The sequence below is a fragment of the Bradyrhizobium ganzhouense genome, from assembly GCF_049949285.1.
GTDB classification, from domain to species: Bacteria; Pseudomonadota; Alphaproteobacteria; order Rhizobiales; family Xanthobacteraceae; genus Bradyrhizobium; species Bradyrhizobium ganzhouense.
On the sequence record NZ_CP181318.1, the window covers coordinates 7,725,601 to 7,744,721 of the forward strand.

At 58.9% G+C, this 19,121-nt stretch carries 17 protein-coding genes and 3 pseudogenes; 7 read left to right on the forward strand and 13 right to left on the reverse strand.

What is annotated here, in order from left to right; genetic code table 11:
- Nucleotides 1–355: 355 nt before the first annotated feature.
- Nucleotides 356–760 carry a nuclear transport factor 2 family protein gene (locus ACLFLU_RS35925; protein ID WP_426409396.1) on the forward strand — a complete coding sequence of 135 codons (405 nt, stop codon included), beginning with the start codon at nt 356–358 and terminating at the stop codon, nt 758–760.
- A 616-nt stretch (nt 761–1,376) separates the two neighbouring features.
- Here the strand turns inward: ACLFLU_RS35925 and ACLFLU_RS35930 are convergent.
- From ACLFLU_RS35930 to ACLFLU_RS35940, 3 genes are all read right to left on the reverse strand, one after another.
- Nucleotides 1,377–2,132 carry a hypothetical protein gene (locus tag ACLFLU_RS35930; protein WP_426409397.1) on the reverse strand — a complete coding sequence of 252 codons (756 nt, stop codon included), beginning with the start codon at nt 2,130–2,132 and terminating at the stop codon, nt 1,377–1,379.
- 250 nt (nt 2,133–2,382) lie between these two features.
- Nucleotides 2,383–3,150 (reverse strand): hypothetical protein, encoded by a 768-nt coding sequence (locus ACLFLU_RS35935; RefSeq protein ID WP_426409398.1) that lies wholly within the window; start codon nt 3,148–3,150, stop codon nt 2,383–2,385.
- Between the two features lie 11 nt (nt 3,151–3,161).
- Nucleotides 3,162–3,725, reverse strand: coding sequence for a hypothetical protein (locus ACLFLU_RS35940; protein ID WP_426409399.1), 564 nt, complete (start codon nt 3,723–3,725; stop codon nt 3,162–3,164).
- A gap of 354 nt (nt 3,726–4,079) precedes the next feature.
- Between ACLFLU_RS35940 and ACLFLU_RS35945 the strand changes: the two genes are divergently transcribed.
- Entirely contained in the window at nt 4,080–5,417 is a 1,338-nt protein-coding gene (locus ACLFLU_RS35945; protein ID WP_426409400.1) for a tyrosine-type recombinase/integrase, read from the forward strand.
- A 35-nt stretch (nt 5,418–5,452) separates the two neighbouring features.
- Nucleotides 5,453–6,401 (forward strand): IS630 family transposase gene (locus ACLFLU_RS35950; protein WP_426409401.1). Its coding sequence is split into 2 segments (ribosomal slippage): nt 5,453–5,788 and nt 5,790–6,401, totalling 948 coding nucleotides; the frame shifts between segments, so codons are not numbered across the junction.
- A gap of 650 nt (nt 6,402–7,051) precedes the next feature.
- Here the strand turns inward: ACLFLU_RS35950 and ACLFLU_RS35955 are convergent.
- The 3 genes from ACLFLU_RS35955 to ACLFLU_RS35965 form a co-directional block, all read right to left on the reverse strand.
- Nucleotides 7,052–7,651, reverse strand: coding sequence for a redoxin domain-containing protein (locus ACLFLU_RS35955; protein ID WP_426409402.1), 600 nt, complete (start codon nt 7,649–7,651; stop codon nt 7,052–7,054).
- A gap of 106 nt (nt 7,652–7,757) precedes the next feature.
- The gene (locus ACLFLU_RS35960) at nt 7,758–8,183 is read right to left on the reverse strand and encodes a GlcG/HbpS family heme-binding protein (RefSeq protein WP_426409403.1); all 426 of its coding nucleotides are present in this window, start codon (nt 8,181–8,183) and stop codon (nt 7,758–7,760) included.
- Between the two features lie 71 nt (nt 8,184–8,254).
- Nucleotides 8,255–9,001, reverse strand: a complete 747-nt coding sequence (locus ACLFLU_RS35965; RefSeq protein WP_426409404.1) for an SDR family NAD(P)-dependent oxidoreductase — start codon at nt 8,999–9,001, stop codon at nt 8,255–8,257.
- A gap of 181 nt (nt 9,002–9,182) precedes the next feature.
- Between ACLFLU_RS35965 and ACLFLU_RS35970 the strand changes: the two genes are divergently transcribed.
- A complete protein-coding gene (locus tag ACLFLU_RS35970) occupies nt 9,183–10,085 on the forward strand; it encodes a LysR family transcriptional regulator (protein ID WP_426409405.1) in 903 nt (300 codons plus the stop codon).
- A gap of 376 nt (nt 10,086–10,461) precedes the next feature.
- Here the strand turns inward: ACLFLU_RS35970 and poxB are convergent.
- The 3 genes and pseudogenes from poxB to ACLFLU_RS35985 form a co-directional block, all read right to left on the reverse strand.
- A pseudogene (gene poxB, locus ACLFLU_RS35975) lies at nt 10,462–12,181 on the reverse strand (ubiquinone-dependent pyruvate dehydrogenase).
- Between the two features lie 10 nt (nt 12,182–12,191).
- Nucleotides 12,192–13,160, reverse strand: a pseudogene (locus ACLFLU_RS35980) (acetyl-CoA hydrolase/transferase C-terminal domain-containing protein); the annotation flags it as partial.
- A gap of 446 nt (nt 13,161–13,606) precedes the next feature.
- A complete protein-coding gene (locus ACLFLU_RS35985; RefSeq protein WP_426409406.1) occupies nt 13,607–14,350 on the reverse strand; it encodes a hypothetical protein in 744 nt (247 codons plus the stop codon).
- 872 nt (nt 14,351–15,222) lie between these two features.
- On the opposite strand from ACLFLU_RS35985, the gene ACLFLU_RS35990 reads away from it, so the two are divergent.
- The 3 genes from ACLFLU_RS35990 (at nt 15,223) to ACLFLU_RS36000 (ending at nt 16,120) form a co-directional block, all read left to right on the forward strand.
- On the forward strand, nt 15,223–15,360 hold the full coding sequence (locus ACLFLU_RS35990) for a hypothetical protein (RefSeq protein ID WP_426409407.1): 138 nt from the start codon (nt 15,223–15,225) through the stop codon (nt 15,358–15,360).
- Nucleotides 15,361–15,374: 14 nt separating this feature from the next.
- A complete protein-coding gene (locus tag ACLFLU_RS35995) occupies nt 15,375–15,575 on the forward strand; it encodes a VirK family protein (protein WP_426414144.1) in 201 nt (66 codons plus the stop codon).
- 191 nt (nt 15,576–15,766) lie between these two features.
- Nucleotides 15,767–16,120 (forward strand): hypothetical protein, encoded by a 354-nt coding sequence (locus ACLFLU_RS36000; RefSeq protein WP_426409408.1) that lies wholly within the window; start codon nt 15,767–15,769, stop codon nt 16,118–16,120.
- Nucleotides 16,121–16,258: 138 nt separating this feature from the next.
- Here the strand turns inward: ACLFLU_RS36000 and ACLFLU_RS36005 are convergent.
- The 4 genes and pseudogenes from ACLFLU_RS36005 to ACLFLU_RS36020 all read right to left on the reverse strand — a co-directional run.
- Nucleotides 16,259–16,636, reverse strand: a pseudogene (locus tag ACLFLU_RS36005) (ParB/Srx family N-terminal domain-containing protein); the annotation flags it as partial.
- A gap of 102 nt (nt 16,637–16,738) precedes the next feature.
- Nucleotides 16,739–17,698 (reverse strand): ArdC family protein, encoded by a 960-nt coding sequence (locus ACLFLU_RS36010; RefSeq protein ID WP_426409409.1) that lies wholly within the window; start codon nt 17,696–17,698, stop codon nt 16,739–16,741.
- 290 nt (nt 17,699–17,988) lie between these two features.
- A complete protein-coding gene (locus ACLFLU_RS36015; RefSeq protein ID WP_426409410.1) occupies nt 17,989–18,171 on the reverse strand; it encodes a hypothetical protein in 183 nt (60 codons plus the stop codon).
- A 271-nt stretch (nt 18,172–18,442) separates the two neighbouring features.
- Nucleotides 18,443–19,117, reverse strand: coding sequence for a helix-turn-helix domain-containing protein (locus tag ACLFLU_RS36020; RefSeq protein WP_426409411.1), 675 nt, complete (start codon nt 19,115–19,117; stop codon nt 18,443–18,445).
- Nucleotides 19,118–19,121 lie beyond the last annotated feature (4 nt).

A 19,121-nucleotide genomic window follows, 5' to 3' on the forward strand; every position in this document is an offset into this window, starting at 1 on the left:
TCCGGCGCCAAACCACAAGAGGCGACGTCGAACGCCGCATGGCAACTCAACCGCCCGAGGGCTTTAGCTTCGTTGATTGCAATCGGAAGAAACGGAAGGCGAAGTTTGTCAGCCCGGCTGGGATTTGGAAGTTTGTCAATTACGGTGAGCGCTGTCACCGTAATCCGATCTGTCGATCAACCTCAAAGCCACCAAGGCACTCGGGCTCACGGTGCCGGAGACGCTGCTGGCAACCGCCGCAAAGGTGGTGGAATAATTCGAAATGACGGTGGCGGCGAGGTCAGCCTCGCTATGATTTTGCCTTTGCACGCAAAGGTAGCTATCCTGCGATGACACGCATCACGGGGAGGCGGACATGGGACATCGCGAGGAGATACTCGAAATCATCAAGCGCGCTTACGCCGCGCGCGCTACCGGTGACCTGGACGGCCTGGTGGCAGCTTTTCATCCCGAGGGCTCGTTCAACCTGATCGGCGACAAGAACGCGCTGCACCTGACAGGAAGCTTTCAGGGACACTCGCTATTGCTGGAGGCTTTCGGTCAATTCACCGCCCATTTCGCCTTCGAACAGCGCGATATCCTGACCGAGGTGGTTGAGGGCGATCATGCGGCAATCCGGTCCCGCCTTGTCATCCGATACCGTCCAAACAAGAAGGTCTTCACCACCGAAATCCTGGACCTCTTCAGATTTCAGGATGGCAAGATCATTGAGCTGATCGAGTTCGCGGACACCGCGCTCGTCAAGGCCATCGTCGCCTGAAATCACGTTGACAGCCCGTAGGATGGGTTGAGCCCTTGCGAAACCCATCTAACCTGTTTCGTCCTAGTGTCACATCATGACAGCGTACCGTCGTAACTTCGTTCCGGGTGGATGCTTCTTCACCGTCGATCTGGCGGAGCGGAAGCTGCCGTTGCTGACGCATCATGTCGCGCTTACGGAGAGCCGCGGCCAAGAAGAGATGGGTTTCGCAAGGGCTCAACCCATCCTACGAGCATACTGCGCGCTTACATAAACTCTTTTGGCGAGATGCTGCCCCTAAATTACAAATTCTGAAATAATCGCATTAGGCGCTTTGGTGTGTCGAATGGAGGCAAACAGTGCCAAAAGGAAAACTCTCACCCGACGGCGAAGTTGCCGCAGCCCACGGCGCCGCGATGGTCGCGGCATTCCAAGTGCTGATCAATTGCCTTGAGGAAAGAGACGCACTTCTACCCCGGACAGTTTCCTGAGGCGCTTGGCGTCTACATGGAAATGGTGAAGAGCCGAAAGGGTGGCGCGAACGATATGACGCTTGCGGTGCTGCACGACATTCGGGCGGCTACACTAGATTAAGCGCTTGTGGTGAACCTTGGAAACAAAAGGAACAGGCTCTCAATCATGATTTGAGATCGCGAGAGACTAATTCGGCGCCAGCTAAAGCCGCCAAGGCCGTTCCCCTATCACATGTGACGGATAGTCTCTGGCTCTTGCCGGGGTGAATCAGGTTGCGAAAGTCTCTTGCTTGACTGCACTGCAGCGCTGTCTCGGGCCTGATCAAGTTAAGCATTCCTGCCCCTTCAATTAGTTGAGCAAGCGTCCAACCTTCTGGCGATCCCTTTGCTCCGCTCTTCATACCGGTGACAGGCCCTATCTGACCCGCATTCTGTAGGGTCCATAGCAGAAGTGCCTCAATAGCGGAGCCTGACAATACTGTAGCGGCCTTGAAGTCGCTGCGATGAAGGGCCTCGGAAGCGCTGCTGATATCTAGACGGATACTCTCGCGCAGCGCCGCGTCGCGGACGAACCCTAAGTCGCTAGTACTAGGCGCTGGCTGCTCATCCTGACATTTGCCGAGCGCAGCCCTCACAAGGTACAGGGGGCTTTTTCCATCATAGTTACGAGGCGGCTCGTCTCCGCCTCGGTGATTCCATCGGTCGATGGCCGCACCCATGGATTCCAATCCAACTACGAGGCCGGTGTAGTCCTCCCCGCTTATAGTGAGGAGTTCGACCGGTACGTCGTCCACTAGATTGATGATCGCGGCTAAAATCGCTGCGTCACCTGAATACACTTTCATATCAGGCGCAGATTGCGCAGAAGGGTAGACACGATCTATCAGCGCGACGATCTGCGACGGCACAACCTTTGTCATGACACTTCTCACTTAGTTGTCTTCTACTAGTTCGCTTTCTACTTGGCTTATTCATCACTAAGCAGGACAGAGCGGGCAAAGTTCATGCCCAGCAACCTGACCAACGCACCTTCCTCCGAGATGCCAGCAGGCCATCCTTGGGAATTACGGTGACAATGCACTAAATTGATGACGCCTGATGTTGTGGAATTTCGTGCACCGTCACCTTAATTCCAGCACTGTCACCGTAACTCGACACGAGGTAAGGCGATCATGCAACGCTGTGAAGATTGCGTTTCTCGACCTCTTGCCGGCCGAGCTTAGTAAGGAAAAATTGTCCTAATTCATTCTCGTGAAGCAAGGCATCATCCACCATCCCACTCAATGTGCGCCGGAGATTTGAGCGCATAGTCGGGCGCACCCATTTCTCTAGCTCGGCAAAAGTAGCTCCGGCCGTCCCCCGCTCGTACAACAGGACGAGGACATAGCCAGAAACCCTAAGCTTCGGATTGAGCACTTTGAGGAAGCCATCAAAGTCTTCGATTACTGGCACCCTCCGAGTGACAATCGCTTCAATGATCCTTGTAGCTTCGTCCGCGCTGACCCCGTGATAGAGCCGAATGAATTCCGCTAGGACCCAATCGAGAGCGGACACGACAAGGGTCGCGTCCTGCAGGTTAGGATCTATGTCATCGGCTAGGTGCGCAGCATCCCGCTTGTTGCGGATGTCATAGACGACGCGAATAGCCCTCGGAATGTGGACGCGAATGCTTTCCGGAAATTGGGCCTTTGGATAGTTCGATAAAGTCTCAAAAAGCTTGTCGCTGGCAACCATTCGACCAAGATCGGTGAACTTGTTGGTCGTTGCATGTTCAAGCATCCGCATCGCGGCTTCGCAGAAACGGCCGCCCTCGACCGCACTTAAGCGTAAGCCGCCAAGGAAGAAATTATGCTTCGCATCCTGGTAGGCGGAAAGCAGTTCGTCGACGAGCTTGTCAGGGAAGTGAGCTTTGAAGCCTGCGGTTATTTGATCGAGCATTAATCCTCAAATTATTTTTTCTTCTTCACGCCCTTTTTCTTGCGTCTCGTCCCCAAGGGATGCTCAGCCATTGCTGCCTTCACCGCTTCGCGATCCGGAAGCGCTTCTACGACTGCGTCCCCCCGAATAGTCATTTGCTTGCTGCGACCAGAGGCAGCGATAAAGCCATACTTGCTCGCGGTGTCCTTCACGCGCTGAGGCAGGTTTGAAATAGGTTGCTGAGCAGCTTCTTTGTTTATCTCCCTCAGTTCCTTGGCTCCAAACTCGGAAGTTTCCCTTTCCGTGTGTAAGAAGTAGCCGAGGCAAGCGATCCGCTCATAAAGAGTGGTTGGCTTCTTCTGCGCCAGAAATTGCTTCGCGCTTAGCCCCGAGGAGTGTTGGCCGGCCGCCTTGTTCCCGGCGCCTGCCCCAGCATTGCCTGCACCAGCGCCGTTGCCATTTCCAGCACCAGCACTTGGCAATGCCGAGCCGGTCATCACAAAGCTCATGATCGAAGTAGCCTCAGCCTTCTCGATGGACTGATTGAAGTCGAGCCCAGGACCGTTGATTGTAACCTTGAACGTCTCTTCCGCCATCTCATCACCTAAAGGTTGAGGTGAAGAACAAATCACGAAAAAAGCAAATCAAGCAACGACCGAGTTCCGCTATCCCCGGGAAAGAGCGGAAGGAACCGCTGTACCAGCGGTGATATAACCGTTGCGGAAAAGCCGGAGACGAAATGCCAAAGCCGGCACTGGTACAGTTGGGTGGGCTCGAACCACCGACCTCCTGTTCCACAGACACCGCGACGACTTCGCCGGGGCTACGCCATTCCCGCCGTTCGTACGAAAACTGCAGTATTATCAATGCATAAGCCCGCCGTGTCCCGCCTTGCCCGCGCTGCAATTGGCGCTATGGTGGTAGCTACGTGGTAGCTACAGAGGCGACAGATGGCTGTTTCGAGTGTAACGATCCGTGCAGTGCAAGCGCTCAAGCCTGGCGAGACTATTTGGGACGCCGACCACCGCGAAGCAGTGCGGGGTTTTGGCGTTCGGCGTCAACGTGACCAAGCGACCTACGTCCTTAAGTACCGAGTGTTCGGTCGACAACGCTTCGTCACGATCGGTCCTCACGGCGCCCCTTGGACACCCGAGCTTGCGCGCAGGGAGGCCAAGCGGCTTTTGGGCCTGGTTGCCGATGGCAAAGACCCGGCGGACGAGAAAGCCAAGGCGCGCCTGCAGGCGGCCGACACACTCCGGACAATCGCGGATCAATATCTCCGGAACGCCAAACAAAGGCTGAAGCCGAACACTTATTCGGAAATTGAACGCTACTTGTTGGTCAGTTGGAAACCCCTGCATCCGGTCTCGGTTTTCCAGATCACCCGCCGTCATATCTCGGCTCGTATCGCTGACATCGCATCAGCTCATGGAGCGGTCTCGGCAGCCCGCGCCCGTACAGCCCTGTCCTCAATGTTCAACTGGGCAATACGGGAGGGCCTCGACATTGCCGCGAACCCGGTTCTCGGCACTAATCGACCCGCACAGCCGGGAAGCCGCGAACGGGTCCTCACAGAGACGGAGCTATCAGCCATCTGGCGGGCCAGCGGCGATGACGATTACGGACGCATTGTGCGTCTGTTGCTGCTCACGGCCCAACGCCGTGATGAGGTGGGCAGCATGCAGTGGGCCGAACTTGATACTATTTCGGGGCTCTGGACGCTGCCGGGCGCCCGAACCAAGAACCATCGCGAGCACTTGCTACCACTGGTTCCCGCCGCCCTCGCCCTACTCCCACCCCGTCGAAATGGTCGAGACTTCCTCTTTGGTGACGGACCCCGACGCGGCGGTGACCCGCATCGTGGGTTCTCCGGTTGGTCAAAGTCGAAGGCAGCGCTTGACGCGCGCATCGCGGAAGCCCTGGGCGCCCCCCTGCCCCATTGGACAGTTCATGATCTTCGGAGATCGGCGTCCACGGTGATGGCTGACCGGCTTAGCGTGTTGCCACACATCGTGGAGGCTATCTTAAACCACGTCAGCGGCCACCGGGCAGGCGTTGCTGGTGTATATAACCGCGCCCGGTACGCGGGCGAGATGCGCGAGGCGCTCGAACGCTGGGCAGAACACGTCGCGGCCCTGCCAGCCCAAAAGCCGGGACGGGCTGACATTGTGATAGCAGGCGCCGGCCTCTCTCATCCTGGTTTCACCCATGGACCGTCGGAATCCGCTCCTAGAGCGTTTCATTGCTTAATTGAATCGGCGGGGATTCCGGTTTTTGGCGGTTTGTGATTCAAGATGCTGACTGGATTGGAGGCCAGCATCGCATGACCCGACCTCTTTCCCTGGATCTTCGCGAGCGTGTGGTGGCGTCGGTTTTGGCGGGCGAGAGCTGCCGGTCTGTGGCGGAACGGTTCGGTGTTGCGGTCTCGTCGGTTGTGAAGTGGTCACAGCGGCAGCGAGCGACCGGCTCGGTTGTGCCCGGCAAGATGGGCGGCCACCGCAAGCCCGTGCTTGATCCGCACCGCGCCTTCATCGTCGAGCGGATCACTCAGACGCCGCACCTGACGCTACATGGTCTGAAGGCGGAACTGGCAGCCCGCGGGGTCAAGGTCTCGCACAACGCGGTCTGGCTGTTCCTGCGCCGGGAAGGGCTGCGGTTCAAAAAAAACACTGTTCGCCCTCGAACAGGCTCGCGCCGACGTCTCTCGTAGGCGCCAGCGCTGGCGATCCTGGCAGGCCGGGCTCGATCCGGGCCGGCTCGTCTTCATCGATGAGACCTGGATCAAGACCAACATGGCCCCTTTGCGGGGCTGGGGCCCCAAAGGGACCCGTCTGCGCAGCTTCGCGCCGCACGGTCACTGGCGTACCCTCACATTCCTCGGCGCGCTCCGCCATGACCAACTCACGGCACCCTGCGTCTTCGACGGCCCGATCAACGGCGAATGCTTTCGCGCTTATGTAGAGCACCTTCTCCTGCCAACTCTGCGCGAAGGCGACATCGTCATTCTCGACAATCTCGGAAGCCACAAGTCTAAAGCCGTCAGGCAGATGATCCAGGCTGCTGGCGCCAGGCTCTGGTACCTGCCGCCATACTCGCCCGACCTCAACCCGATCGAACAGGCCTTCTCCAAGATCAAACACTGGATGCGGCAAGCTCAGAAGCGCACCATCGAGGACACCTGGCGCCACATCGGTCACCTCGTCCAGGACATCCAGCCTCGCGAATGCGCCAACTACTTCGCTAACGCCGGTTATGCTTCAGTCAAAATGTGAAACGCTCTAAGGAGCTGGCCTGCGAGAGGTCGGGGACTTGAGTGAAGGGAGCGCACTGCTTCTCCCAACACAAGCCAAATCTACAATTTTTTCTCCGGGCGTCCGCCTAAGAGTCTGCATCCCCATCGAGCGGTAGGTTCAAATCAGGGACGTGCAACCATCTCAAATTACTGCTTCAGGCGGTGGCCTGACCGGACGGGTATCAGTTCGGAACGTCAGGCGGGGCTCCGTCTAGTCTGCGTCTGCGGCCTAATTACCGAAGCGGGTGAAGCAAATCGAACCCTCGTATTCAGCTTGGAAGTCTCCGAATTTCAGCAATGTTTTCAAGAGCCGCTCCGACATTTCTCAGCTTTTTTGGCGATTGAGATCACTGCGGAATTTCTCTTTGTCGGAATGGCGACTACACCTTAAGCCTTGATTCTTTGTAGCTCAGTAATTGTGGTGCACAAAGATCCCACTCGATACCCCACTTGCACGTTTGGTGATTTCTGATCCCGCAACCGAAATGATCAAGCATGATCCAACGCTTCTGCATAAATCGAAGTGGTCGAGCCCCTAATCGCGGCTGATGCCGTCATCTCGCAGGCGCACGTCGCCTCATCAGGCGGTGGGAGGCACGTAAACGGCACGGCGGCGCGGCCGCCGTCAGTCTATAAGTCTTGATCGGCAAGCGCCCTCGCATAGCTCTTTCCATACGGGTGGAAGCGATCTTTCTCGCCACGAGCCCATGCGGCCTTTTGATCAGTGGAAGTGATGTCCCAATCAGGCCGACACTTCCTTAAAACGGCACGCAGGTCTAGTCGAAGTTCCTCGTTGGTCGGTCGTCCAAAGAACCAGTAGCCGTTATAGACCTTGAACACGACGAGCCCCGGCTCCAAAACAATCGTGTGGGGGATCATGGGATTGTGTGTCGGGTCCGTGTACTCAGCGATATCGAGATCCTGTTGAATCGAGCGGCGGGCATCCGACAAGAACGGCCAGTGTGCGCCGACACCGGTGCGATATTCGTTTGTCTCGAGCAAATTGTCGGTGCTGATCGTGACTAGCCGGCAATAAGCGACTTCGATCTCGCGATAGAGTTGAACCAATAGCTCAGCCTGACGCCGGTCTTTCGGGCAGTAGCCTCCCCGGCTCAGCACGAGGACCATAGGATCCGGCCCCTGTAAATCGGAGAGTTTGCGTCGAGTCGCGGTGTGGTCACTCAATTCGTAGTCGGGAAACACGGAGCCCGGTAAGATATCTGCTCTCATGATCAATCTCCTTTCCTTCGGCTTTTCCTCCTGAATGGCTGTGTACCGACTCCGCGGGAGAACAGCACGACCATCTCGGGGCTGTTTCATCATGGTCGTGCGGTCATTACTTAGCCGGCAAGAGCGCCAAGGCTGCTTTCGCGCAATCGACGTCGTTCTGCACTGTGGGTGCCCCGCTCACCCCGATCGCTCCGACAATCTCCCCGTCCACCTTGATGGGAAACCCTCCTCCGTACGCCGCCACACGCGGAAGCGTGGGAAGGCCGGCCAAAAGCGATGGGTCGCCCTGGATGAAGTTGAAGAAATCCTGCGTGGAGACGCCGAACAGAGCCGTGTACGCCTTGTTCTGCGCAATCTCGACGGAAAGGAGCGGGGCCCCATCCATCCGGTTGAAGGCTTTGAGATTGCCGCCGTCATCGAGGATCGCCACGTTCTCGGCAACGCCAATTTCTTTGGCCTTCGCCACCGCTGCATCCACCATTTTCTGAGCCAGTTCGGAAGAGATGCTGTGTTTCTTCACCACGTTAGCCATCGGACTCCCTCCACTTGATTTGTATTGCGCGTTGATCGGGTGTGGATCGTAAAAGTTGCGCCCGGACTGGATCAGTTGGCGCTGTGACCGCCGTCGACGTTGAGGACGTGACCTGTGACGAACCTGGCTTGGTCCGAACCGAGGAACACGATGCCATCGGCGACCTCCTCCGAGAGACCGAGCCGACCCAGCGGAACCTGCGTCGCCAGCGCCGCCTTGTTCTCCGCCGTGCCGGTGAAGCGGGTCAGCATCCCGGTGTCCGTGGGGCCGGGCGCGACGGCGTTCACGCGACCCCCCGACTTGGCAACCTCGAGCGCCACCGACTTGGTGATGCCTTCGACGGCGTGCTTGGCGCCGACGTAGATCGAGGCAAAGGCCGCGCCCTCGTGCCCATAGGTCGACGAGATGTTGATGATGCTGCCGCTCCCCGGGGCCTGCATGGCTCGCACTTCGTGCTTCATGCTCAGGACCACGCCGAGAACGTTGGTCTCGAATGTCGCGGCAAAGCTTTCCGCGGTCTGGTCCGTGATCGGGCCGACCGCACCTTCGGTGGCGGCGTTGTTCACTGCGACATCGAGACGGCCAAACCGTGCGACGGTCTTGTCGACCATCGCGCGGACGTCATCCTCCTTGCGGACGTCGGCGTTGATGAACTCCGCCTCCGAACCCAAAGAGCGCAGCTCTTTAACAAGCGCCTTGCCGGCCTCATCACGCCGACCGGCAACCACCACCTTGGCGCCCTTCCTGGCGAAGGCGACGGCGGCGGCGCGACCAATGCCGGTGAGTCCACCGGTTATCAAAACAACGGGCGAAGTCATGACCATCTCCTTGACCGATCTCGATTTAAAGCCGCAGAAGGCGCTTGCTCGGTGAGACCGAAATGTTCGTCCCACAGAATGCCGTCTGACACGGGCCAGAGATGAACTCTCCCGAAGGCTTGAAAAATGGGCCATAGTTCCAAACATATCGGACTTGATTGTCCGCAATGGAGGTTCGCGGATGGACAGTCTGGGATCGCTGAATGCCTTCGTTCAGGCCGCGGAAGCCCGAAGTTTCACCGTCGCGGGACGCCAACTTGGCGTGTCTTCGTCGGCGGTCGGCAAGGCGGTGGCGCGGATGGAGGAACGGCTCGGCGTGCGCCTCTTTCATCGCAGCACGCGCAGCATCACGCTAACTGCGGAAGGTGCGTTATTCCTCGAACGCTGCCGGCGCATCTTTTCAGAAATCGAAGCGGCAGAGCTTGAACTCTCTCAGACGCAAGAGGCTCCGCGCGGCACACTACGTGTCGGCCTGCCATTGGTCGGCATGCTGATGATGCCTACTCTTATCGCCTTCATGCGCGCCTATCCCGAGATAACATTGGATCTCGATTTCAGCGATCGGGTCGTCGATGTGATTGAGGAGGGCTTCGACGCCGTAGTGCGTTTCGCGGAGATTGGCGACTCGCGGTTGATGACCCGGGCTTTGGGCACATATCGCAAAAGCCTTGTGGCAGCACCGGCCTATCTGGCGGCCAAGGGTGTTCCTCTGATCCCCGACGACCTCAAGGCTCATGCCTGCCTGCATCATAAGTTTCCGACCAGCAGGAAGTTTGAGCGATGGCCGGTTCGGCCCGAGCATGCGGGCATCGAGACCGAACTGCCCAGGACAGCCGTAGCAAGCACGATTGAACCACTCATTTGTATGGCCGAAAAAGGCATGGGTATCGCTTGTCTGCCCGACTTCGCCATAAGCCGGCAACTTCGTGAGGGCGTACTCGTCGCCGTGCTAGACGACTATGCTGAGCCCTGGGAGACCCTTCACGTCCTGTGGCCGTCGAGCCGGCATTTATCTCCCAAGCTCAGAGTCTTCGTGGACTTCCTTGCCACGAACCTTTTCCTGCGGGTCCAGGACCGTCAATAACTCAGAGCGTTTTCGTGCAGTGCCCCCCAGTGCTGACGCAAGCTAACGACCATTGGGGACTATGGTCCGGTCAGCTTCTTCCAGACCAGCGATGGCGATGCGTTGCGGGCGCTTGCGCTCAACGAGGTCGGCCTAGTTCGATTGGCCTGTTTCCAGGTCAAGGATGATATTGCCGCCAATCGGCTTATCCCTGTCCTTGAGGCGTTTATCCAGGCGACATCGACGAATTACATGCCGTCTATCTTGGGGTGGACTCCTGCCGCTCCGGATCCGTGTCTTCCTCGAGTTTCTGGCCCAGCGGATCAAGATCGGCGATCCATAAAGTCTAAGGCGGCAAAGCCTTCTATCGCAAAGTCGCGGTCGCATGCGTTGCCCTTCATCGAAGGAAGTTCGTTCGCGCCAGTTCCACGATCTCGTCGGCGCGACCATTCAGTACCGCTTTCAACATGTAGAGTGTGAAGCCTTGTGCCATTTCAGCAGTCACCTTGGGCGGCATGGCAAGCTCCATGCGGTTGACAACGGCGTCGACGAGCACCGGACCGGGATGAGCCAGAGCTTCGGCGATCTTGCTCTCAGCTTCAGAGGGATCCTCGATGCGAACACCCTTAATTCCGGCCGCCTCCGCCATGGCGGCAAAGTTCGGATTAGCGAGTTCGGTGCCGGTATCGAGAAAGCCGGAGGACTTCTGCTCGAGTTCGATGAAGCCAAGCGCCCCATTGTTGAAGACGATCACTTTCACGGGGAGTTGCAGTTGGGAGAGACTAAGAAGGTCGCCCATCAGCATGGTGAAACCGCCATCGCCGGACAGAGACACGACTTGGCGTTGTGGGAATGCGGCCTGCGCGCCAATGGCCTGCGTTGGCCATCGAGCCATGCCAGAACGATCCGAGAAGTCGACGCTTTCCGTTCATCTCAAGGTAGCGCGCCGCCCACACCGTCGGCAGGCCGACGTCGCAGGTGAAGACCGCATCGTCGCTCGCGAGATCGCTGACCAGGCGGGCGATATGCTGCGGATGCAATGTCCCGCCGGACCGCCCATCGGCGAGATCATCTAGGCCTTGGCGCGCCTCCGCATAGTGCCTGAGCGAAGCATCGAGATGCGTCCGATCGGTCTTCGCCGCCAGTCGCGGCAGAAGCGCGCGAAGCGTAGGCCCGACTTGGCCGACGAGACCGAGTTCCACCGGCGCTCGACGACCAATGGCCTCTGCCCTTACGTCGATTTGGGCGATGCGAGCGCTGTTCGGAAAGAATTGCCGGTACGGAAAGTCCGTGCCCAACATCAGAAGGGCGTCGCAGGCTTCCATGGCGTGGTAGCCGGAGGCGAAGCCGATCAAGCCGGTCATGCCGACTCCGTAGGGATTGCCCCATCCGACGTGCTCCTTGCCCCGCATGGCATGGACAATCGGTGCCTTCAATGTTTCGGCGAGTTGCATCAATTGATCATGCGCACCTTCACAACCACTGCCACAGAGCAGCGTCACGCGCCGCGCAGTATTCAGGAGGTCGGCGAGGCGATCGAGCGCAGGGTCGGACGGCACAATGGTCGACTGTGCCGGGACGAGCCCCATCGGCAGAGGTGCGGAGGCATTTGGCGCCGGCTTGAGTGCAACATCGCCGGGGATGACGATAACGCTGACGCAGCGCTCGTAGATGGCGCGCCGCACGGCGATCTCCAACGCGCGTGGCATCTGCTCTGGAGTCGAGACCAACTCGCAGTAGCTCGAGCATTCCCGAAAGAGCTGCTCGGGATGGGTTTCCTGGAAATAGCCCGAGCCAATCTCCGGCGAGGGAATCTGCGCGGCGATGGCGACCACGGGCACACGGGAGCGTTGACAGTCGAACAGGCCGTTGATGAGGTGCAGGTTTCCCGGCCCACAGCTCCCGGCGCAGACTGCAAGCCCGCCCGTGACATGCGCATCGGCGCCGGCGGCGAATGCGGCGACTTCCTCATGCCGGACGTGTAGCCACCGGATGCCGCCATGGCGGCGCAGCGCATCGGTGAAGCCGTTGAGGCTATCGCCTACGATTCCGTAGATCCGCTCAACACCGGCGGCAGCCAGTGTCTCGACCATCTGGTCGGCGACAGTCTTGGCCATGATATCCTCCTCAGATCAGGTGCAGTGCCTTGGCAGCGGCGGTGAGTTCGTCGCGAAACTCCGGATGAGCGAGGCCGATCAGCGCATGCGCACGCTCGGTCGAGGACCGCCCCTTGAGGTTGGCGGCGCCGAACTCAGTGACGATGTAGTGTGTGTCGATGCGCGGGGTGGTCACCGGCCCGTCGAGCCGCGCGACAATGCGCGATACTTTGCCTTTGGCTGCCGTCGAGCGAGCGGCGATGATCGATTTGCCGCCCTTCGACGCATAAGCACCGCGCACGAAGTCGAGTTGGCCGCCTGTGGCGCTGTACTGATGACCGAGCATATGCTCCGAATTGCAAGCGCCGGTCAGGTCGATTTGCAACGTCGCGTTGATCGAGACGACGTTGTCGTTCTGCGCGATGATCCGCGGGTCATTGACATAGTCGACCGGGGCGCTCGCGATTGCCGGATTGTCGTTCAGGAAGTCGTACATCGCCTTCTGACCCATTGCGAAGGTGAAGACTGTCTTGCCGCGATCGATCGCCTTGCGCCGGTTGTTGACGACGCCGGAACGCACGAGATCAACGAGGCCGGGATTTAATGCTTCGGTGTGAATACCGAGATCGCTGCGGCCTTTCAGTTCTGCGCAGACGAGGTTTGGCAGCACGCCGACACCCATCTGCAAGCAGGCGCCATCGGATACCAGGCTCGCGATCGTCCGGCCGATCACCTCATCCTCGGCCGCAGGTCCACGTACAGGGAGTTCGAGCAAAGGCACATGGTGCTCGATAATGGCGTCGAGGACGACGCAGGGCACGGCTTGCGTCTTTGACATGCGCTTCTGCTTGACCAGGAGCTCGAGAGCACGGTAGCGCCTGCCGCCGGCCGGCACCTCGAACATGCCGGTCTCGTTGCCCTCTTCATCCACGATGGCGCGGACATTAAGACTTTGCAAAAGCGTGCGCTGGGCGATGCTCTCGGCAAGCTGCTCGATCGAGACGCCCGCCTTGACGCGCCGAACGTTGGACTGGCTCAGCACCAGCTTGTTGAAGGGAATGTCACGCGAAGGCGACAGCGTGATCTTTTGGACTGGCTTTGTCATTTCGGTTCTCCACAACGGGCAGCCGAAAGCCTCTCTCGACTTCCAACCCGTCGTGGCATTCCACGCTGCCCTCTTCCTCTCTCTCTTGCGGTTTGAATCCCGCTGCTGCGGCACCGGGCGTGCATTGGCCGAAACGGCCGCAGCGCCTGGCAGGAACCAAGGTGTGAGCTGCTGTCAGTTTCTGTCCCACTCGGCGGCCTTCAGCGTGGCGACCTCACGGCGGTCGACCTGATCCGCACTGCTATGCTAGGAGGAGCGTCTAGAGCCTTTTCCATTCCGATGGAATCGGAGCGGGTTCTAAATTGCCGGAATTACTCCGCAACGGGGTCACGGCGTCGACGTCAATCTGGGCGATGGCTCGATCTGTCTCGCTCTACGGTCGGGAGAGGCTTTTCGACATTTCTCAGGATCGCGACGCGGCATTTGTCGAGCAATTCCTTCGTGTATACGACGCCGAAATAGTCCAGCACGAAGGTGCCAGCATAGCTCAGATCATCAATGCCGCTGATTATCCTATTGAGCATTGCACCAATTTCTCCAACGCGGTCGCGATAGCGTGCGCGGATCACGTTAACGGCGTTCATCGAGTGAACCGCCTCGTCGGCAATCACCTCTCGCAGCCAATGATGGAAGATGTCGTTGCGAAGTTCGGTATAGAACGGCTTCTCGGCGGCATAGGCGTGGCAAGTGCACATCTCATCAAAAGCGATCATAACCATCACAGAGAATTCGTCGGCGAGGTGGTCATTGATCGCACCGAAATCATGCGGTCGAGCCTCCAACCTCTCTCGGAGGTTCCTCTCGGATCCATTGGTGACAAGTTCAATGATGCGGATAAAGCCATCGGTGTGACGCTCTTCGTCTGCGGCCCAGACAGTAAAAAACGCCCGAGCTTCATCGGTAGCGATCAGATTGCGGACGGATAACTCGGTTTTCAAATGCCTGGCGTCATATTCCGTGCACAGGTCAGGCCACAATTTATTCCAACGTGCGCGCACAACCGACGGTTCGGCGCTGAACATCGCCGGCGTCAGAGCATTGAACATTTCTTTTGGACTCCAGTTCCGTCGAACCGGCGTAATCATCCGACTGCTCCTGAGCGTGAGCGCTGCGAGCGGCTCTGGTGGACGAATTGTCCTTTCAAACGTTGGCAAAGAAGTTTGCCACACACAAAACATGCCGTCGCCTCTCTGTTTTGGTGGGGTACAATTCCGGACGCTGCACCTTTCGACTTGGCCTGACCTGTCGTCTTGAACGGTCCAGGGCGGAATCTTCGGGGGCGCACCGCCGAGCCAACAATGCTCGCGATTCCGGGAAGTTTTGGGGATGACTTCATAAGCTCAGGCTGTCTGACCAGGCCTCAGGTCGTGGACCATTTCTATGGGGCGGGTTGATCACACTCGGAATCGCACGCACTGCTGACGGGACATGGCGAGGTCATGATCGCGCCGCGTACCATGGGTGCTCCACCAATGGCGTGGATCTGTGCTCCAGCCGGGCTCTGCGTCACCCAGTCCGACAGCGGCCAGGTGTGGGGCTTCGCGATCAAAGGCGTCGAGCCCTGCGATGCCAAGCCGGTCAGGACCTTCGAGCCTGATACCGTCGATGGGCCTTCTCACCAAGGTCACCAGCAGGCTATTCGTCGCGCATCTCAAGAGGTCCGATCGCCATCATGACGATTCCAGCCGCAGCTGCCTTTTTTGGCTCTGGTGTGGTTCATATAGAGATCATGAATCGCGCGCTGAACCCATGCGGCCGGCTACCTTAGCAAACCCCACCTACGAGGTTGTGACGTCGGAATAGCCTTCACAACCACTTGCGCTCGCTTGCGATAGGCAGTTGTTGTCGCCAGCGCGACCGCGCTTGATGTCTGGAAGCCGCCAAATTGCTTTCGAGCACGACGTCTTGCAACCTTGCGGTTATGCGATCTGCGATTCTTATCGACGGAGAAGAGTGTATGAAGTTTGCTGGCAAATGCCTGTCGATCCTGTTGTCCTTGCTTTCGGCGGCGAGCGTGAGCTCGATGGCCAGAGCGGATGAGCCCTCGCCGAAATACGCCGAGGTGCTCAATCCCTGCAGGCCGGCAAAAATGTGAAGCTCATACTGGACATGAACCGCTGTACCACCGCCGAGGGTGGCAACCCCGGTCCGGCGACGCAGGCCGGTCTGGTTGTCAATGCCTTCAGGGTGACCGGCCAAAACGGCATTAGCTTCGTCAATGCGCATCAAACCACCCGCGGCAAGCGTCGGGAGCCGCGGCATGGCCATGAAGTCTCTCGAGCACGGATGCCCGGATCATGCGCTGCCTAACGCCCAAAATTGCGCTCTTAAGCCTCGACCATTGGATGGAGATTGCAACTTCGAGCACCTTCCAATTCTGGTTGGAGTACATCGAGAGCAATGCGATGGCTTCGCAATGATCATGACTCCAGTTGTAAAAGGCAGCGCCAGATAAATTCCAATATTAGAAGGTACCTTTCACCTTGCTTTTGCATCAGGCGATGAGCTCAATACTGAAAATTGTGGCGGTGGGGGCGATTTTCTTTGGAGAAGCCCTTTCGATAGTCGCCGAGTTGATTGCCTCAAAGCAATTTGGGAAAGCTGGCGGGCATTTCACAACGCTCCTGCCGATGTTCCTGTTGATATCTGTGGGCGGTATCCTGCTCGTCTGCGGATACGCACTCGGCTACATGTATCTCAAGAATATCTGGATCATTGTCGCAATATCGGTGGGAGCAATTCTAGTTGTGGAACCGATTCTGGCGCTTCTGCTCTTTCGAGACGTGCCGACAGCCGGTTCGCTGATCGGGCTGGTGTTCGGCGCGCTTGGCACGCTAGCTGCGATAATTTTCTGAGACGCGTTCAGCTCTTTGCTCAGACCCCAGGTACGCATACGACGAAGACTGCCTGATCGACGCGGGCGCGCGGGCGCGGCGGGCTGTGGTGCGGGTTGTCACGCCTCACCGATATCGCGCTGGGTGGATAATTGAAAGATTCTCGGTCAGCGTGCGGCGGATCTGGTGCGGCTCATCAGAGCCGGACCGGCCGATATTGTCCCAGACCTGCTCCAGGCGCGCGTGATCGCCGCTCACCGAGAACGACATGCGCTTCTGCCGGACCAGGAGCTCGAGAGCACGGTAACGCCTGCCGCCGGCCGGCACCTCGAACATGCCTGTTTGGTAGCCCGCGGCATCCACGATGGCGCGGACATTGAGACTTTGCAGCAGCGTGCGCTGGGCGATGCTCGCGGCAAGCTGCTCGATCGAGACGCCCGCCTTGACGCGCCGAACGTTGGACTGGCTCAGCACCAGCTTGTTGAAGGGAATGTCACGCGAGGGCGACAGCGTGATCTTTTGGACTGCCTTTGTCATTTTGCTTCTCCACGACGGGCGGCCGAAAGCCTCTCTCTCGACCTCCGACCCGTCATGGCGCTCGGCGCCGCCCTCCTCCTCTGTTTCGCAGCTCAACTCCGCTCACGCCGCCTCCTGATCTGCCTCGGCACAATCGGCCGAAGCGGTTGGACTATCTGCTGGCAGGAAGCCAAGCAGGTAATCCGCGGCTTTGCTCGCCTGTGAGGCCGCGCGCACGATCGCGCGGTTGTCTTCACGCAGGACTTCCAGCCAGGAACCGATATAGTCGGCGTGTCGCACGGTCGGCACGATGCCGAGCGAAGCGCAGGAAAACGCTGCGCACAATTCGGCGATCAATTCCTCGAACGCGTATTTTTTTGTGCCGTACGAACCGCCGAGATCGCGGTTGAGGCGCGAAGGATGACCACTGGCGTGGCCAAGCTCATGCAGCGCGGTCCGGTGCCAATTGATCGGTTCGAAATAAGCCGCCGGCGGCGGCACCTGCACGTAATCTTCTGCCGGCATATAGAAGGCGCGATTGCCGCCGATGCGGAAGTCGATGCCGGTTGCCTTGATCAGCGCCTCGACCTGCGGCTCGATCATGCCCGGCAGTGGCATCGGTGCGGTGGTTGCGATGTCGGCGGACAATCCGTCGCATTGATCGGTGTTGAAGACGGTGAACCGCTTCAGGAATGGAACGGCCTGCGCCTCTTCGCCTGTCTCACGCGCACGGCGACGTTCGTCGGCCGGCACGAAGCGGTCGGCATAAACCACGGTTATGCCGCGCTCGCCCTTGCGGACGTTACCACCGAGCGCAAGCGCCTGGCGGAAGGTCAGCCAGCTTTGGCCCGCAAAACCGCGCTCGATCACCGCCCCCCAGAGGATGAGAACGTTGATGCCGCTGTAGGGCCGGGCAGACGCGGCGTTCCTCGGCATCGACAGCGGCGCCTTTGCTGCCTCCGTCCCCCAGGGCTGAACCCAGGGCACGCGGCCGGCCTCAAGCTCGGCGATGATCTTGTCGGTGATTTCGTCATAAAGGGTGGCCCGGTCCTGGCCGGTGCGCTTGCGAGGATGTCTGGACATCGCGGGTCTTTCGCGACGGGCGCTGCAAGCCTCTCTCGCAGCTCCAACCCGTCGCGGCCGAACCCGGCCAGCCCTCTCACTCTCAATGTTTATTGCAGGCGCGTTGTGTCTGTTACAGGAGCAAGGTGCCGCTGCGAGATCCTCAGATGAGCGCCGGCCTTCGCGTCAGGGATGGAAGCCCGAATGGGTGAAAACCCGGCCAAGCCGGGGTTTCAGCGCAGCCGACAGCCCGGCCCCGCAGGGAGACGCACGACGAATCCAATGCGGATGGAACGACCAGGCGCCTGGACCTAGACCTCTTCTCGAATCTTTGTCTGCGCGTCATAGATTCTGACTCGAAGCATGGGAAAACGCTTCTTCAGCTCTTCGGCACCCGTTTTGGCTCCGTCCCTGGTCGCAAATTCGGCCTTGAGTCGGCCATCTACTTCGAGCGCATATCCTGAAGCTGGCAATTCACGGGCAGCTGCAACCATCTTATTCCTTTTGCGCAGTGAGGAGATTGACGACAACGGCATACCGCGAGTCGCGCAAATCGCGCCAGCTCACTTAGATCTTGATTTGCTCCTAAACTGCAGAACTTCGATTCGAAGCCAGTTTGACAATATCCTTTGAAATCAATCCAAATTTTATAAACCTGCAAAATTACAAACCAACCCGCCTGGTTCGGGGAATGAGATCGGATTGGGGACAGGCCCTTCAAAGGCGAAAGAGCTGGTGACAAAAGCGCGAAAGGAGATTCGATTGTCAGGCATTGATCCGGCCCAGCTCCACGCGGTTGCGGACGACGATGCGGCGGGAGGTTTCCAGGGCGATGGTTCCGGACTGCACCAGCTGACTGAGCGTCCGCGACACCGTCTCGATCGTCAAGCCGAGATAGTCGGCGATGTCCTGACGCGTCATCGGCAGTTCGATCGACTGAGCGGCGGCATTGCGGCCCGCCATTTCCAGCAGAAACCCGGCCACCCGTTCTTCCGCGCTTTTCATCAGCACCATCGAGTGCTCGTGCATACGCTGCAGCTCGCGGACCGCAAGCGTCCAGAGCTGTCTGGCAAAATCCTTTTCGTACTCGGCCCGGGCCATCACGGCGCTGCGTTTGGCGACCACGACATGCGCCTCCCTGATCGCTTCCGCCGAGGCAAGATGCACCTCGGTGGCTTCGACGTCAAAGATATCGCCGGGCAGATAGAAGCTGCCGATCTGGCGACGGCCGTCATCCAGCGTGCGACAGGTTCGCACCGCGCCGGAGATGACCTGGTAGAGGTATTCCGCCGGATCGTCTTCGCCGTAAATTTCAGCGTTGCGCGAAAAGTGCGTCGAAGCGCCGATCAAACCCAGCGGGCCTTCGGGCAGGGAGTTTGACCGAACCGCAGCGGCCGGACGCGCGTGGATTGAGGACCCGGCGGTTGCGGCGGTGAGCATGGCA